This is a genomic window from Polyangiaceae bacterium (genome assembly GCA_020633205.1).
Lineage (GTDB): Bacteria > Myxococcota_A > Polyangia > Polyangiales > Polyangiaceae > JAHBVY01.
Map to the genome: position 1 here is coordinate 372426 of JACKEB010000015.1, position 15002 is coordinate 387427.

Consider the following 15002-nt stretch of genomic DNA (forward strand, 5'->3'; position numbering starts at 1 on the left):
GCCTGACGCAAACCTCAGGGCGAACAGGCGTCGGTGCTCTTGCACACGTTGCCTTCGCAGTTCCCTGAGTAGCACATACTGTCCGCTTCGCAGCTGCCACCGAGGCGCTGCAGGTTGCGGCAAGTGCCGTTCACACAGCGCGCGTAGGGCTGACACTGTGGGCCGAATACCTGGGCACACGGCTGACCCGCGGCTGGGAGCTCGCTGCAGGTGCCAGCGTCCGCGCTCTCCAGTCGGCAGTAGGCGCTGTCCCCGCATCCGTCGGGAAACGCCGGGACGCAGCTCTCGCCCAAGCTTGAGAACTTCTGGCAGGTACCGGACGTGCCGCCGCTAGGTACGCACGCCAAGTCGAGGGTGCAGAGCGGACCGGTGGCGATATCGCACGCCTGGCCCTCGTGAGTGGTGAAGAGCGAGTCGACATCTTCGCATCGGCCCTGGGCATCCATCGTGGCGCCAAAGCAAAACGCGCCCGCGGTGCATGGCACTCCGCCATCGTCGCAAGGGGAGCCTTTGGCGAGAGGGGCCGCACAGGTGCCCGCTGAGGTGCAAACCAGGCCGCTGCCGCACGCAGAGTCCCCTGCGCAGGTTGCCCCCGCAGCGCCGCGCTCGGCGCACTTGCCAGGGCAACTGCCCGCGGCGCTGCAGTAGCGGGTGTTGCCGCACTCGGCGTCGATGCTGCAGTCGCCACCCAGGGGCGTGGTTCCTTCGATGGTGTCGTCGCACACCTTGGGGAGCCCACCGAGCAACACATCGCACTGACCGTTCGCGATGGCGTCGAGGCACGCACGGGCCGCAGTTGGGTGGTAGACCACGCGGCCACTCGCAACGCCTGAAGCGAGCGCTGGGTAGTCGCTGTCACTGAAGATCTGACCCTGGAGCTGTTCGCAGTCTTCGTTGGGCACGTACACGGCGGTGAGCTCCGCGCCGCAACCGCTGAGCAGCTGGCAGATCGCCGTCGTCAGCTCCCCAGGCAGCTCTTCGAACGGGATGCCTGCGTCACCGCCGCCTGTGTCATCGCTCGAACTGCAGCCGACCGCGAAGAGCCCTAGCGCCACCGCCGTGGCTCCCAATCCTGAAAGCAAGCGCACCATGGGGACAGTCTAGCTGAAGCTTCTCAGGACTTGGCTGAAGCTTTGCTGGTGGCCTTGGGCTTGTCCGCCGCGATGGCTGCTTCAGCCAGCTCCGCGAGCTCCGGATCCAGGCCATCCGTTGTGGGGACGGCGCCCTCTTCGGCGCCCGCTTTGCCCTTGCTCCAGACGTTGCGCTTGGTGTGCAGAAAGAAGATCGTGAAGAGGCCGTACTCGCCGAGCATCAAGAGCAGCAAGGAGAAGTGCGGAAAGCCGTCGATGAAGAGCGAGATGGTGCGCGATACCGGCATCAAGAGCAGCACGACGACGAACAGCGAGGCGTGACGCTTCTCCGTGAGGATCTGCTTGTTGAGCACCGCGACGGCAGCACCGAAGCCAATGGCGATGGCGCCCATGTAGCGCAGCTGGTTGAGCAGCGACGCGACGCCGCTCTGTTCCAGCATCTCTGTGCTGACGCCCACCATTTGCGCGGCGTCTTTGGCGCCGATCAGCATCGCGCCGCCCGCGCCGATGAACACGAGGACGTAGAGCCACAAGCAAATCCGAGCCAGCGCTTTCACGCCGCGCAGTATCTCACGCGGATCGTCCCAACCCAAGCGCTGCTCACGGCCGGGCTCTCAAAGACCCGCGAGTTAGCTGGTCCCCGGAGGCGGCCAAGTGTCCTGCGTCTCGTTCTGGTGCAGCCGACCGGCTGAGATATGGCGGCGGCCTGCTAGGCTAGTGAAGTAGCCCGCGCTCCCGGAAGTAGGCGATGGCGTCGCGCAGCGTCTCTGCGAAGTCGCGGTAGCTGGCGCCGAGCTCCAGGATCGACTTTTCGTTGGAGTAGAAACCGGGCTTGAGTGTGTACTCGAAGAAGGCGCTGGTGACGGGCGGCTCCTTTCCGCGCAGAATTGAAATGCGCTCCATGCCGCGCACCAGGCGCTTGGTTAGGCCCGTCGGGAGGCGCCGGATGGACCGCTTGTCGCCGGAAGCGCTCAGGATCGCTCGCATCAGGTCGGCGTTGCTCAAGTTGTGCGCTGTTGCGATGTAGCGCTCACCCGCGCGACCTTTCTCCGCTGCGAGGAGATGCACCATTGCGGCGTCACGGACATCGACGTAGCTCATGCCGCCCTCGGTGGTGACCGCTGGCCCGGGGGTCTGCAATGTGTTGATCACCGTCTGCCCGGTTGGCGTCGGCGCAATGTCTCCGGGGCCGAGCACCGCCCCCGGGCAGACCACTCGCACATCCATACCCCAAGCGGAGAAGCCTTCGGCCACCTCCCGCGAGTGGTACTTCGAGCGGCTGTAGTGCATCTCGACGTCCCAGGCTTCATAGGCGGAGCTCTCATCGCCTAGACGCCCGGGCGCTGGTCTCCCTAGGGAAACAATGCTCGCTGTGTAGATCGTCCGCTCGACCTCGGCACGTCTTGCGGCTTCTAGCATGTTGAAGGTGCCGCGCAGGTTCACCTCGTACATCGGACGAGGGTCTGGCATGAAAGACTTGTACACCGCTGCCGCGTGGAAGAGCGTGTCGATGCCGCTCACGGCGCGCCGACAGGCCTCCAAATCGAGCACGTTACCGCGCTGGATCTCCACGTCGAGTCCCGCGAGGTTATCCAGGGGCTCGTTGGGCAACGCCATCACGCTGACTTCTACGCCGCGCTCGAGCAAGAGCCGCACAATCGAGCTGCCCAGGAAGCCGCAGCCACCAGTGACCATCGCTCGCTTCACATTCCCTCCTGGATAAAGCGTCGGCTCATGGGCGCGAGCGTACTACAGCCTGTCCTCCCGCCGATCGTGGCTTCCGGAGACGCTTGGGATGCGTTTGCTGTGCTCGCAATCTGCCGAGCCTGGAAGCTTGCTCCAAGTGCGCAACCGCGGTTGTGTCTCGACGCCAAAGCAGCGTCGTAGCTCGTGTTTCGCTTCCTCTGCCTAGCGGCCGACCTGTCGGCTCCGCTAGACTGTGTTTCACTGCGCTGGGGTGTGGTTCCAGCGCCCTGGCTGCCGGAGCTTGGCGGCCGTAGCAGGAAGGACGAGGCAATGAGCGGCGTGATTGCTCCGACGGCGAGCGTTCCCCTTAAGCGCGTGGGCGGGTTCGCGCCAACCCTGCTGGCTCTCAGCCTGGGTCTCGCTGCGGTGGGCTGCGGTAGCGATGAAGCGGTCGGCGACGAAGGCGCCACGCAAGTCGGATTCGACGACGCGACCATGCAGGAGCTGCGAGAAGCCGGTGTCGATCGTTACATCGGCAAGTTCAAGCCAGAAGAGGTGCGTGACTACGGAGAAGGCTTGTACGGCTTTCAGTTCGCAGCCGACGAGCACGGTCCGATCTGCCTCTGGGGCGATCCCTACGCCTTTGGTTTGCAGGACACGGGCTCGGAGAATCTGCTGATCTACTTGCAAGGGGGCGGCGCGTGTTGGTCTGAGCTCTGCTCAGCGAACACCAAGGCGGGGGATCGCGTACCGACTCTGGGCTGGACGGATCCGTCCACCGAGCAGAATCCGTTCTACGGCTACAACATGGCCCACGTCGCGTACTGCGACGGCTCCGTATTCAGCGGCGACAACGAAATCGATCAAGGTGACGGCACGATTCGCTACCACCACGGGCTCGCTAACCTGACGGCGGCGATGGATGTACTCAAGGAGCGCTACCCAGAACCCAAGCGCATCGCGCTGGTGGGGTCGAGTGCGGGCGGCTACGGAACCATCATCGGCACCGCTGCCGTGCGCATGCAGTGGCCAACGGCGCGACTCGACGTCATCAACGACGCAGGGCTTGGTCTGACCAACCCGGATCGCCCAGAGACCCTCGAGAACTTCAAAGCCGAGTGGAAATTCGACCAGTTCATCCCGGCATCCTGTGAGACCTGCCAGGAGGGACAGTTCTCCGAGATGATCGCCTGGGCACTCGACCGTGACCCGAGTCTGCGGGTCGGTGCGTTCTCTTCATACGAGGACGCGGTGATCGGTGGTGTCTTCCTGGGCATGGCCGGCGAAGACTTCAAAGCGCTCTTGCTCAAGGAGACTGGGAGCATCCACGAGCGCAGCCCTGAGCGCTTCAATCGCTTCTACATCGCTGGGGCGCAGCACACCGCGGCGATTGGCCTCTACGATCACCAGGTGAACGGAACGTTGCTCACGGATTGGGTGGACGAAATGCTGGTAGAGGATCCCAAGTGGCCCGATCTGCTACAGACTGACGACTGATGTCTCTACGCAGTCTCGGCCTCCCCGATAACGTCTATTCCTACCTGCTGAATCACTCACTCCGTGAGCCGGAAGTGCTCGCCGCTTTGCGCAAGGAGACGGCGGAACACCCCGCCGCACGCATGCAGATTTCCCCCGAGCAAGGGCAGTTCATGCGCTTGCTGGTGGAGCTCATGGGGGTGAGGCGCGCCATCGAGGTTGGAGTGTTCACCGGCTACAGCTCCCTGAGTGTGGCGCTCGCGATGCCGGAGGATGGGAAGCTCCTGGCTTGCGACGTGAACGCCGAGTTCACCGCGATCGCCAAGAAGTACTGGGAGCGCGCTGGTGTCAGCCACAAGTGCGAGCTGGTGCTCGCACCTGCAGCGGAGACGCTCAAGGCACGACTCGCTGCTGGGGAAGCAGGTAGCTACGACATCGCGTTCATCGACGCGGATAAGGGCGGCTACCTGACCTATTACGAGCACTGCTTGGAGCTGCTACGCCCCGGCGGCTTGATCCTGGTGGACAACGTGCTTTGGAGTGGCGCCGTTGCGGATCCGTCGGATCAAGACGAAGACACCGTAACCATCCGCAAGCTCAACGAGCACATCCACCAAGACGAACGGGTCAGCGTCAGCATGCTGCCCCTAGGCGACGGCCTCTATCTTGCCCGCAAGCGCTGACATTCCCGAAGGCGGAGAGCCGTCGAACAGTCAGTGCCGCACGGAATCAAGGCGGGTTAGATGAACTCAGTTTGCTTGCAGGTGCGGAAGCGCCCACTCGCAGAACACCTCGAAGTACGCTCGCAAGCCGTCGCTCTGGTCTTTCCACTGGCAACCCAGGAACTCGTGGAAGAGCTGCACCGCGAGGGCGCCGGCAGGGTACACCTCTGACGCGCCAGGACGCGATGCTTCCCACTCTGCTTGGCCCCAGGCGGCGGCGCGTAGCTCGCTGCCGAGCGCTGGCCCGAGGGCCATGCGTTGGTACGACACTGCGCCCGCTGCTTGCGTCACGAGGTTCAGGCTGCGCCCTGGGTCATCGACGGTGTCGAGGGTCATCACGGCGCAGCCCGCGGCGTAGTTCGCGGCCAGCGCTGCGTAGCGCAGCACCACGGTGGTGGCGTGACGGTCGAGTCCAGTCTCCGCCTTGCGTTCCATGACCCGCAGTGTGGCTTCCACGGTTTCGCTGGTTCGTTTCTCTGCGGCAACGATGGCGTTGAACGCCTCGCTGCGAGCTTTGCGTACGGCTTCGATGCTGGCTTTGCCTTGGACCCAAGCGTAGGCGACCTGGAGTTGCTCGAGCAACGGGCGGTTCGCGCCTGGCGGCATCGACTGGCGCAGCGCATAGTCGGCGAAGGTCAGGCAAAGGTGAACCAGAGCGCGGTGGGTCTCGTCGCCCCGCGCGCAAATCTTCGCGGCGCGCTCGATGGGGAGGGGAGCCGCGCCGGTGATTTCTTCGCCTTGGTGGACGATGCGCAGCTGGAGCTTGCGCTTGATTCCTGGGCTTGCCATCGGCGCGTCGTATACGACACCCTGGGGCTCACGCATGCGCTTTGTGACGCCAGATCCCGCGCCTGGGGATGCGCGCCGACGCGCGGCCAGCCCTAACAACGCCTCTGACCACACCGGCGCGGCGTGCTTTGCATTGGCTTTGGTCGGGTGTCTAGCGGTTGGCTGCGAGCGCTCAGAGCCCTTGCAGCAGCGCTTGGTCGCCTCAGCCTCCGCGGCGGCGGACACTGCACGGGCTGCGCCGGTGACTTCTGCGAGCAGCACGGGCAGTGTGGCGCGCCTCACCCCCAAACCCGTCGAGAGCGTAGAACCTGCGTCGAACGAGCATCCAGCGACGCTCACAGATCCGTTGAACGCGACGCGGCCCTTCTCCGCGACTCAACAGACTTATCTGCCGCTGCCCGAGGGCTGGCGTGACGCAGTTCCAGCGAAGGAGCTGCAGTTCATGGCGGGCCCGGCGGAGCGAGGCGGCGTGCTGCCGTGTGAAGCGCCGGACCCTGGTTTTGGTGTGCATGAGCCGAAGTGGATCCATGTCCAGCCGATGGGGAACTTCATCGTGCCGAAGCACCTCACGCTCGACGAAGGCGGCGGCTTCGACCTGGTGGTGCACTTCCACGGTCAACGACCGGCGCGCAAGGAGCTCGTGCGCACCGGAGAAGATCTGGTGTTCTTGGGAGTGAGCCTGGGGATCGGGAAGGCGTACGCACCCCCGTTTCACGACGGAAAGCTGTTCACTCAACTGATAACCGGTGTGGAAAAAGCGTTGAGCAAGCGCATCGGGCGACCTGCTCATGTGCGGCGGATGGCGCTCTCTGGTTGGAGCCGCGGCTTCGAGGCGATTGGCGAGGTGTTGACGCAGCCCCTCGGTGAGAAGGTCGATGCTCTGATCTTGCTCGACAGCTTTCACGGCTCTCGCGACTTGAATGCGCGCGCCCTGCGCCTCGCGCCATTCGTCGCATTTGGTAGGGCAGCGCTAGTGGGGAAGCGCTTCTTCTTCCTGAGTCACTCCGCGATCCCCACGGAAGACTATGCCTCCACCACGGAGACGATTCACTGGTTGGTGTCGGAACTCGGAGGTAAGCCGGTGCCAGCTCGCCGTAAGGACCCGCTCGGGCTTCAGCTGACGGACTTCTACAGCGCAGGCGACTTTCACACGCGTGGCTATGCCGGCAACGGCAAGCTCGACCACTGCGCGCACTTCGGTGTCTACCCCGACGCGATCCGCGCTGTGGCCGAGCGCTGGCGCCGCACGCCGACGGCGCCTGAAAAGCTTTGACGGGCTTAATATCCTCGGGGAATCAGCACTCGGCGATGCCGGCGAGCTCTTGGGCCGTGAAGCCCATCAGGTGCAAGAGCGCATCGAGGCGGCCCTCGTTGTGGTTCAGGCTCATATCCGCCACGGCCTGCAGCTTGGGCTTGGCGCGGTAGGCGATGCCGAGGCCTGCCGTCTGCAGCATGAAGATGTCGTTCGCGCCGTCACCAATCGCGACCGTCTGCTCGAGGCGGACCTCGTAGGTCTTCGCCATGTCCTTCAAGAGCTGCGCCTTGCGCTGGGGGTCGACGATGGTGCCGAGCACGTTGCCGGTCAGCAAGCCGTCCTTCGTCTCGAGCTCGTTGGCGAAGGCGAAGTCCAGGTTGAAGCGCTGACGCAGCTCGTCGACGAAGAAGTCGAAGCCGCCGCTCACGAGTCCCACGCGGAAGCCGAGGCTCTTCAAGATCTTCACGAACGTCTCGGCGCCGGGGTTCAGCTCGAAGCGATCGCTCAAGCTGCGAGCACGCTCCATCGGCAGCCCTTCGAGGAGCTTCACGCGCTCGCGGAGCGCGCCGGAGAAGTCGAGCTCACCCGCCATGGCGCGCTTCGTGATCTCCGCGACGCGGTCCTTCACGCCGCAGAGCTCAGCGAGCTCATCGATGAACTCGCCGTTCACGAACGTGGAGTCCACATCCATGCACACCAGGCGCTTGTTGCGGCGGAAGATGTCGTCTCGTTGCACCGCCATGTCCACCTGAAGCTGCGCGCCCATCGCGAGCAGGTCGCCGCGGAGACCCATCACGTCGTTGTCTGTGAGCTCCTTGTGCTCGGAGTCGGCGATCAGCTCGACGCCGCTGAAGCCGTCGTCGGACAGCGGGCGGATCTGACGGATGTTGAGGTTCTTGCTCGCGATGTAGCGAGTGATCTCCGCAAGGGAGGAACCATCCCCCAGCGCTCCGAGGAAGCTGACACACAGCGCGCTGCGGGGAGGGAACGGCGTCTCCTCCATTTCCGCGGTGAAAGGCGATACGTCCACCTTCAAGCCCAAGGCGCTGACGGAGAACAAGATCTCGCGCAAGGCGCCGGAGGTGGTCGGCAGGTCGATCACCGCGCTCAGGTTCAAGTAACCGTGCAGCACGGACTGGCCGATGTTGACGAGCCTCGCGTGCTCGGACGCGATGACTTCAGCGAGCTTGGCGGTGACACCAGGGCGGTCAGGCCCGGCGACGTGGAGGATGATGCGATCGTTCTGTGCCATGGCTTTGAGCTCTCGTTTCACGGAGCAGGCTCCCCATAACGCGCGGCCAGAGCGGGCTGCAAGCTCACGCGGGAGCCGCGGCTCAAACCCTGATGCAAGCTGAGCTGTTTGGCGCGAAAACGGGGCCGGATGCGGTCGGTCGCCTGGAGTTTCACTCTGAGTGAACAGCCCCTGGCCGCAAGTGTGGGCGCCGTGACAGGCCGCGAATGCGCTTGCGCGGCTATCCTTCCCCGATGGCGAACGAACGCTCGAAGTGGATCACCGTCTTCCGAAACCGGCTGCGCGCCGACGCGGGGAGCGACTACGGCGAGGTTGCGCTGCGCATGCGTGAGCTCGCTCAAAGCATGCCCGGCTACCTGAGCTTCAAGACGTTCACTGCAGACGACGCCGAGCGGGTGAGCCTCGTGGAGTTCGACTCGCTGGAGAGCCTGCTCGCCTGGAAGAACCACCCGGAGCATCATATGGCTCAAGAGCGTGGTCGGGACGCCTACTACTCCGAGTACTCGGTGCAGAGCGCGGAGATCGCTCGAGAGTACCGCTTCCGCCTCGAACCCGACGACTGAAGACTCAGCCCGCCAGGGGAACGCATTGTTGCGGCGCTTGCTTGGTGCTGGCGAGTGCCGCCAAACTCGAGGCTGCGCTCCGGAGTGCGGGCGCGGAAACGGCTCCCTGAATCATGAAACAGATCCCGCGGCGCGAGGTGCTCGGCAACTTGGTGACTCTGGCTTCGGCCAGTGTGCTCGGCGCTGGTGGTCTGTTGGGTTGCGATACCGGAGCGCCTGAGGCGCGCTCCGCGACGCGTACCGCTCAGCCGCTGCCGGCGCGACGTGTTCCACGGCAGTTCCGCAGCATGCCGACCGCGGAGGGCCGTGGCGCGATCGTGCATCGCATCTTTCCGGTGCCGGGCTTTCGCCACCTCGACCCGTTCGTCGTGCTCGATGACTTCGAGGTCGCGCAGCCCGCTGGTTTTCCGGATCACCCGCACCGCGGATTCGAAGCCTTCACGTACATGATCGAAGGCGCGTTTCATCACAAGGACAACCTCGGTAACGACAGCATCATCACCGCCGGCGGCACTCAGCGCTTCACTTCAGGCAGTGGCGCACGGCACTCGGAGATGCCGGGGTCAGGCACGAACAACCGCGGCTTGCAGCTGTGGGTGAATCTCCCGCGGGTGAAGAAGCAAATCGATCCAAGCTACGCCGGGACGCCCCATCAAGAGCTGCCCTTGATAAAAACCGCAGGGAAAACTACCCGGCGCATCGTGGGTGAGGGCTCACCCGTCAAGCTCGAGACCGCGGTGTTCTACGAGGACGTGATGCTTGACGCCGGCTCCACCCACTCGGTGAGCCTGCCTGATGACAACAACCACCTGCTGTACCTGATCTCTGGTGAGGTTCAGGCTCAGGGCGTGAAGCTTGCGATGCGCGAAGGCATCCTGCCGCTGTCGGGGCAACTCGACATCTCAGCTAGCCGCCCCTCGCGCTTCGTGGTGCTCAGCGGACGCCCCCACCGCGAGCCGATTTACCTGCGCGGCCCGTTCGTCGACTGACGGCGGGTCAGCTCGAGCACCGTGCAAGCCTTGCGCGCTTCACCCGATTGCAGACGACCCTGACCTTATCGTGGACGCCTGAGCGCTCGTTTTGGGGGTGAGGCGCGCTGCTTTCGCGCTGTAGTCCACCCGCTCTGTGGCGTTTGAGTTCGGGCGTTGACGATGGCGTTCCGACGTGACAGAGCGCGGCCCATGTCGATGCGCGGTTTGCGACGAGTGGTGATGCTGTCAGTGCTGGGTTTCAGCTGTATCAGCGCCGCTCACGCCGAAGAGGGGAAACAGAAGGAAGCGGCAGGCGCGCCGGAGGCCAGCGACGTCCCTGACGACGTGCCCGGCGACGCCGATGACTCCGACGACTCCAAATCGGACGACAAGGACAGCGACGACGCGAAGTCAGACGACGACGCAAAGTCAGACGACGACGCAAAGTCAGACGACGACGCAAAGTCAGACGACGACTCCAAGTCCGATGACGACTCGAAGTCCGATGAGTCCGCGGATGACGACGAGAAGGAAGATCCCGTCGTCTCCCTCAAGGACAGCCGGGAGTTCCGCGTCGTTGCACGCAGCTTGCGCCTCAAGGAGTCCAGCGCTGAGCGTCTCCGCGAGGTAGCGAACCTGTATCGCAAGGCCACGCGTCAGAAGCTGGTGGTGACCGGAGGCGATCGCACGGCCCAGCGCCAGGCAGAGCTGATGTTCAAGAAGCTCAAGTCGGGCGAAGACGTGATCAAGCTCTACGCCCGGACAGATTTGGCGAAGGCCATCGTGCAGGTCTATAAAGAGGCGCGCGCCGAGGGCATGACCCGCAAGGGCACGATCATTCGCATGCGCAAGCTGATCCAGCAGCAGATGGAAGAGGGGCAGTTCATCTCACGCCACTTGAACTTCACCGCGGCAGATGTTCGTTCGCGCGGCATGACCGCGGATCGCATCAAGGCGCTGCGTGAGGCCGTGAAGGCGGTCGACGGGGTGTCGTTGATCGATGAGCGCGATGGCGCCGCGCCGTGCTTCCACCTGAGTCTGTGATTTCAGGCGTGGAGCATGTCTAGTGCCCGCTTGAGCGGGCACCTAGGCTTGGAGTGCCCGCTTGAGCGGACATTCTGCAGGAATGGCTTCGCCGCGGCGGTAACGTCCGAGGAGCGCCGTGGAGCGTTGGGCTAGCTGGCGGCGCACTTCGCGGCGCATGCCTTTGACGCGCGGAATTTTCATGTCGTCGTAGGCGGTGGTCTGGTGGCGCATCCAGGCGATGGTGGCGGCACGCGCCCGCTCCTCGATGGAGATGCGTTTGGTGCGCGCGACGGTGCCGCTACCCACTGGGGTCGCGTGTTTCGCGATCGCCTGTGCCATGCGACCAGCTAGATCTGCGTATTGCTCTGCAAAGCTCAGAAACTCGAAGACTTCCCGCTCGAAGTCTTCCGCGTACTCGGCTTGCTCCGTCTCGCGCTTCGCTCGCGCTGCGTCCAGCTTGCGCTGGTACGCCGGGTCCTTCCGTTCCACTTCGAGGTCGGCTGTGATACGCTCCACGCGCTCCTTCGGCGCCCAGATCCCCCGGGAAAAGAGCTTGCGGCCCTTCTTTTCCTGAACCAACCAGTGGTCGCCCTCGGCCTTGATGCGTCGACTGAGCGCCGGATCCCCTGGCGGCACCAGCACCCAATCGCTGGGCGCGACGCGGTAGTCACCGGCTTCCGTCTTCACTTCGCGCGCGGATCGCCCGGGCGCGACGATGCTGCCGAGTTTGGGTGCTGTGCGGCTCTGCGCGGGCATGGCGCTGCCCCCCCTAGCATAACGTCGAGGTCGTCGTCGAGGTTGCGATAGCGGGTTGGCAACTGCGGGAGTGGCCAGCTCTGTGCATGGCGGTGCTTGTGAACGCGTTACGACCCACAGCGCAGAAGTGCCCAACCGCCGACGTTCACACCGGCTTGTGGATCATCATGGCTGAGCCAAGTTACCAGCAGTAGTCCTCGTGCGGCTGCCGCTGCCACACGGTAACCAGCAAGAGGTTCGAGAGGAGTGCCGCCGAAGTTGGTGAAGCTCGAGGTCTCAGGGCTGCCTAGGTTGCCTATCACTCCAGGAATTCGCGCAATGGTCAATCGGCCGAGATGGCCCAAGAGCAGCACCAGATAGTCTCCCGCCACCGTCAGGTCACCACTTCGGAGCTCGGTGGTTGGCACGCTGCCCGCGGCCAACAGAGCGCCTTTGCTGTCTTTCACGGTGTAGTTTGCGGTTTTCTTGTTAGCGGCCTCCACGAGGGCAGCAGCGCGGTCCTGCCATGCAACCAAGCTCGACCACGAGCCGAACTCGATGTCGGAGGAGGTCTGGTTTCCGTCGTAGTCCACCACGCTGAAATGCATCCCAGTGGGTCTACCGCCCAGGTAAGCGCGAATCTGGTTCGTGCGGGCGGTCTGAGCTGAACTCACCTCGGCGCGATTGAAGAGCGGCGTATGTACCGCACCAGGCTTCACGCCGTTGGCGTCAACAACCACCGCCTTGCCCAACGCTTGGGTATCTTGCTCGTAGTAGGCTAGTTCGTAGTCTGCGGTTCCCGGGATCGCCGCTAACCCGGAGTGTCTGGCGAGGCGCAGTGCCGTGGTGCCTGGGTAGCGGGCGATGTTCAGGCTGCCGTCCAACCCTGCTGGAGTGAGCCCAGCCACTGCTAGTCCAGGGCCTGTATTGGCGCAGTCGGGTAGCGCGGTTGCGGCAACGCCTGTATCCCCGTGGAAATCGACGGCGGTTCCGTAGATATCAGTAAAGCTGCAGCTCTGGAGCTTGAGGTTCAACGGAGTGCCGGCGCCACCGGAGTCGTCGATGGGTACGGAACTAAGCTGCATGCTGCCGGTGTGTGCGTGCTCCCGATAGACGATGACGAACCCGGTCTGACTGGGAGCCACATCAATGGAGTTGAGCCTCGAATGTCCTAGGAAGGGTGGCGGGAGCTGCCCCTGGTTCACCAACGCGAGAGAACAGGTTTGAAGTGTGCCTCCGCCTCCCTCCGTACCGCCACTTGTCCCGCCTCCGCCTCCCCCGCCAGAACCACCTGGCGTGCTCCCACCGCTGGACATTCCCCCAGAGCCGCCTTGTGCGGTTCCGCCGCCACCTGCGCCGTTGGTGTATTCCCCTGCGGATCCGCCATGCGCGCCACCGCCAGCGCCGCCAAGCGTAGTACCACCTTGCGCGCCGACACCGCCGCTGCCAGAGCCAAAGCGAGGATCATCCGAGGAGCTGCAAGCACTCAGCCCGATCGTCGCACCAACGACCAACCGTCTCATTCCTGAAAGGTCAAGTGGTAGGGGAGCATTCGCGAGGTTGTATTTCCGCATAGTTCACTCGCCCTGGCCTGATGCTGATTCCAAGTTGCACTGGAGCAGTGCCCAGCCACCAACAGCCGTATTCGCAGCGGCAGACTTTTTGAGCAGCCACGCGATAAAGACCCGCCCCCTGGCAGCGTTGATCTCGAGCTGATGCCCGTCGAAGCTCTCGAGATTTGCTACGCTCGGGAGCGCATAAGTAGACGAGTCGTTGCTGAGATCGCTTGTCGTCGCAAGGACGAGATGTACGCCGCCCGCTAGTCCTAGGGCGCCGAATAGCCTTCCTTGAGATTCGGTGAGCGCCACCGCCTGGACGTCGGACTCGGGTAGGTCGATCGCAGACAACACACTGCCGCTTGTGCTGTAGGTGCGGAGACTGGACGCGCCGTTTGCTTCGGGGAACAACAAGCCGACCTGGTCGTTCCAGGTGGTGATGGCGGCCTGGTCCGCAAGAGCCAGGGTTTGCTCGCTCAAGGAACCCCCCGGCACACCCGTGTAGAGGCGAGTCTCGGTGTTAGTCGCTCCCAACAATGCTCGCGCCGAAGACGAACGGGAGACGCTCGCGTAGCTGACGGGCGCGGCATCGAATAGGTTGATTGTGTTCGCGCCAGCCTTGAAGTCGTTGTTGGTGATGACTGCCGATTGTCCCACGACGCCCGAAATCCTTGCTCGGTAGACGAGCTCGAAATCATTCGTTCCAGGAATCGCCGCCAGGGCCCCGTGGTGTGCGAGGGATAGGGAATCAAAGTTGGCGTTGCGACGCTGCGTGGCTGTGCCCAATTCACCTTGGGCATTGATCGGGATGAAGGCGATGCCTGCGCCCGAACCGGCGCAGTTCTGCAGCGTGCTTACCACGGTGCCTTGATCCCCGTGGAAAGCCACATCGATGCCATCGAATGCACTCTCGGGGCAGGTTTCGAGAGATCGCCCTGACACACTCCCGACGACACCCTCGTCACTTACATGCTGGGAGAGCATGGAGATTTCCTGAGTGGAAGTGGAACGCTGACGAAGGACCACTACGAAGCCTGAACTCACGGATGCGACCGCTAGGCCACTGAGTTCGACGGGTGCCGTCTGTTGCGCACCCAGCGCCCCTGATGTGAGCACGCCGCATGCACTCGAGGAACTACCTCCGCTACCACCAACACCACCGTTCGCGGACGAACCACCGTTCGCGGATGAGCCGCCACTAGCCGACGAACCACCGTTCGCGGATGAGCCGCCACTAGCCGACGAACCACCGTTCGCGGATGAGCCGCCACTGGCCGACGAACCGCCCTCTGAACTGGTTGCGGCACTGCCCTGTGGATCGATCTGCTTCGCCGACCCGCAAGCGCACACCAGCAGCGCAGAAGCGAACCAGAACAAACGCATGTGTTCAACCTACGCGAGGGATGAGCCATTCGCAATCAGTGCGATACGAATAGGGGTGTGACCTGTTGTGGGCTCTTGTCCGAAAGAGGAGTGTTGACCGGCGTGCTAGACACATCACGCACAGAAGTGGCAGAAGCCTGGCGAAGCTCCGCCTCGCCTACCTAGCACTCGCGCGACCGGGCGGTCCTCTCGTTGGCGTTGCGCGTGTTTGGCTTTCAGCCGACAATGCGGCATGCGAAGCCTCTACGCGCTCTTTCTAGTTTTTGCAGTTGCGAACTGCGGCGGAGGCAGCCCATCCGACGGACTCTATGGCGGGGGTAGCGGGGGTCGGGCGACTTGCAGCGCGGAGGTGTCCTGCAGTCATGGGTACTGTGACTCCGCTTCCAGCATCTGTGTCGACTGCTTGTTCAGCTCTCAATGCGGGGGTGCCCAGATCTGTAGAGACGGCTCCTGTATCGATCAGCCGAGTTGCTCGACCAGCCTGGACTGCGCGAAGA

At 63.7% G+C, this 15002-nt stretch carries 14 protein-coding genes; 6 read left to right on the forward strand and 8 right to left on the reverse strand.

Going from position 1 to position 15002, the window contains the following annotated elements; all coding sequences use genetic code 11:
• Nucleotides 1–14: 14 nt before the first annotated feature.
• From H6718_24390 to H6718_24400, 3 genes are all read right to left on the reverse strand, one after another.
• Nucleotides 15–1091 (reverse strand): hypothetical protein, encoded by a 1077-nt coding sequence (locus H6718_24390; protein ID MCB9588571.1) that lies wholly within the window; start codon nucleotides 1089–1091, stop codon nucleotides 15–17.
• A gap of 23 nt (nucleotides 1092–1114) precedes the next feature.
• A complete protein-coding gene (locus H6718_24395) occupies nucleotides 1115–1648 on the reverse strand; it encodes a DUF4345 family protein (GenBank protein ID MCB9588572.1) in 534 nt (177 codons plus the stop codon).
• Between the two features lie 157 nt (nucleotides 1649–1805).
• The gene (locus tag H6718_24400) at nucleotides 1806–2798 is read right to left on the reverse strand and encodes an NAD-dependent epimerase/dehydratase family protein (protein ID MCB9588573.1); all 993 of its coding nucleotides are present in this window, start codon (nucleotides 2796–2798) and stop codon (nucleotides 1806–1808) included.
• 309 nt (nucleotides 2799–3107) lie between these two features.
• Here H6718_24400 and H6718_24405 point away from each other — a divergent pair, with 309 nt between their 5' ends.
• Together H6718_24405 and H6718_24410 are read left to right on the forward strand one after the other, a co-directional pair.
• Nucleotides 3108–4274 (forward strand): hypothetical protein, encoded by a 1167-nt coding sequence (locus H6718_24405; protein MCB9588574.1) that lies wholly within the window; start codon nucleotides 3108–3110, stop codon nucleotides 4272–4274.
• Complete coding sequence (locus H6718_24410; GenBank protein ID MCB9588575.1) at nucleotides 4274–4936, forward strand: class I SAM-dependent methyltransferase; 663 nt, start codon at nucleotides 4274–4276, stop codon at nucleotides 4934–4936. Before H6718_24405 ends, H6718_24410 begins: the two co-directional genes overlap by 1 nt.
• Nucleotides 4937–5002: 66 nt before the next feature.
• Here the strand turns inward: H6718_24410 and H6718_24415 are convergent, their stop codons facing one another.
• Nucleotides 5003–5764 (reverse strand): hypothetical protein, encoded by a 762-nt coding sequence (locus tag H6718_24415; protein ID MCB9588576.1) that lies wholly within the window; start codon nucleotides 5762–5764, stop codon nucleotides 5003–5005.
• A gap of 241 nt (nucleotides 5765–6005) precedes the next feature.
• Between H6718_24415 and H6718_24420 the strand changes: the two genes are divergently transcribed.
• Nucleotides 6006–7037 carry a hypothetical protein gene (locus H6718_24420; GenBank protein ID MCB9588577.1) on the forward strand — a complete coding sequence of 344 codons (1032 nt, stop codon included), beginning with the start codon at nucleotides 6006–6008 and terminating at the stop codon, nucleotides 7035–7037.
• 22 nt (nucleotides 7038–7059) lie between these two features.
• Here H6718_24420 and serB read toward each other — a convergent pair whose 3' ends face one another.
• Nucleotides 7060–8271 carry a phosphoserine phosphatase SerB gene (gene serB, locus H6718_24425; GenBank protein ID MCB9588578.1) on the reverse strand — a complete coding sequence of 404 codons (1212 nt, stop codon included), beginning with the start codon at nucleotides 8269–8271 and terminating at the stop codon, nucleotides 7060–7062.
• Nucleotides 8272–8504: 233 nt separating this feature from the next.
• Between serB and H6718_24430 the strand changes: the two genes are divergently transcribed.
• The 3 genes from H6718_24430 to H6718_24440 all read left to right on the forward strand — a co-directional run bounded on the left by H6718_24430 (nucleotide 8505) and on the right by H6718_24440 (nucleotide 10849).
• Nucleotides 8505–8834, forward strand: coding sequence for an antibiotic biosynthesis monooxygenase (locus tag H6718_24430; protein ID MCB9588579.1), 330 nt, complete (start codon nucleotides 8505–8507; stop codon nucleotides 8832–8834).
• 113 nt (nucleotides 8835–8947) lie between these two features.
• Nucleotides 8948–9823 (forward strand): pirin family protein, encoded by an 876-nt coding sequence (locus H6718_24435; protein MCB9588580.1) that lies wholly within the window; start codon nucleotides 8948–8950, stop codon nucleotides 9821–9823.
• 192 nt (nucleotides 9824–10015) lie between these two features.
• Nucleotides 10016–10849, forward strand: a complete 834-nt coding sequence (locus H6718_24440) for a hypothetical protein (protein MCB9588581.1) — start codon at nucleotides 10016–10018, stop codon at nucleotides 10847–10849.
• A 42-nt stretch (nucleotides 10850–10891) separates the two neighbouring features.
• Here the strand turns inward: H6718_24440 and H6718_24445 are convergent, their stop codons facing one another.
• From H6718_24445 to H6718_24455, 3 genes are all read right to left on the reverse strand, one after another.
• The gene (locus tag H6718_24445) at nucleotides 10892–11587 is read right to left on the reverse strand and encodes a DUF2293 domain-containing protein (GenBank protein MCB9588582.1); all 696 of its coding nucleotides are present in this window, start codon (nucleotides 11585–11587) and stop codon (nucleotides 10892–10894) included.
• A gap of 107 nt (nucleotides 11588–11694) precedes the next feature.
• Nucleotides 11695–13089: a hypothetical protein gene (locus H6718_24450; protein MCB9588583.1), complete on the reverse strand. Its 1395-nt coding sequence runs from the start codon at nucleotides 13087–13089 to the stop codon at nucleotides 11695–11697.
• Between the two features lie 54 nt (nucleotides 13090–13143).
• Nucleotides 13144–14505, reverse strand: coding sequence for a hypothetical protein (locus H6718_24455; GenBank protein ID MCB9588584.1), 1362 nt, complete (start codon nucleotides 14503–14505; stop codon nucleotides 13144–13146).
• Nucleotides 14506–15002 lie beyond the last annotated feature (497 nt).

Excerpts from the sequence above, each read along its gene's own strand:
- H6718_24390 (MCB9588571.1), bottom strand. The coding sequence starts at position 1,091 with ATGGTGCGCTTGCTTTCAGGATTGGGAGCCACGGCGGTGGCGCTAGGG.
- H6718_24405 (MCB9588574.1), top strand. The coding sequence starts at position 3,108 with ATGAGCGGCGTGATTGCTCCGACGGCGAGCGTTCCCCTTAAGCGCGTG.
- H6718_24410 (MCB9588575.1), top strand. The coding sequence starts at position 4,274 with ATGTCTCTACGCAGTCTCGGCCTCCCCGATAACGTCTATTCCTACCTG.
- H6718_24415 (MCB9588576.1), bottom strand. The coding sequence starts at position 5,764 with ATGGCAAGCCCAGGAATCAAGCGCAAGCTCCAGCTGCGCATCGTCCAC.
- serB (MCB9588578.1), bottom strand. The coding sequence starts at position 8,271 with ATGGCACAGAACGATCGCATCATCCTCCACGTCGCCGGGCCTGACCGC.
- H6718_24430 (MCB9588579.1), top strand. The coding sequence starts at position 8,505 with ATGGCGAACGAACGCTCGAAGTGGATCACCGTCTTCCGAAACCGGCTG.
- H6718_24435 (MCB9588580.1), top strand. The coding sequence starts at position 8,948 with ATGAAACAGATCCCGCGGCGCGAGGTGCTCGGCAACTTGGTGACTCTG.
- H6718_24440 (MCB9588581.1), top strand. The coding sequence starts at position 10,016 with ATGTCGATGCGCGGTTTGCGACGAGTGGTGATGCTGTCAGTGCTGGGT.
- H6718_24445 (MCB9588582.1), bottom strand. The coding sequence starts at position 11,587 with ATGCCCGCGCAGAGCCGCACAGCACCCAAACTCGGCAGCATCGTCGCG.
- H6718_24450 (MCB9588583.1), bottom strand. The coding sequence starts at position 13,089 with ATGAGACGGTTGGTCGTTGGTGCGACGATCGGGCTGAGTGCTTGCAGC.
- H6718_24455 (MCB9588584.1), bottom strand. The coding sequence starts at position 14,505 with ATGCGTTTGTTCTGGTTCGCTTCTGCGCTGCTGGTGTGCGCTTGCGGG.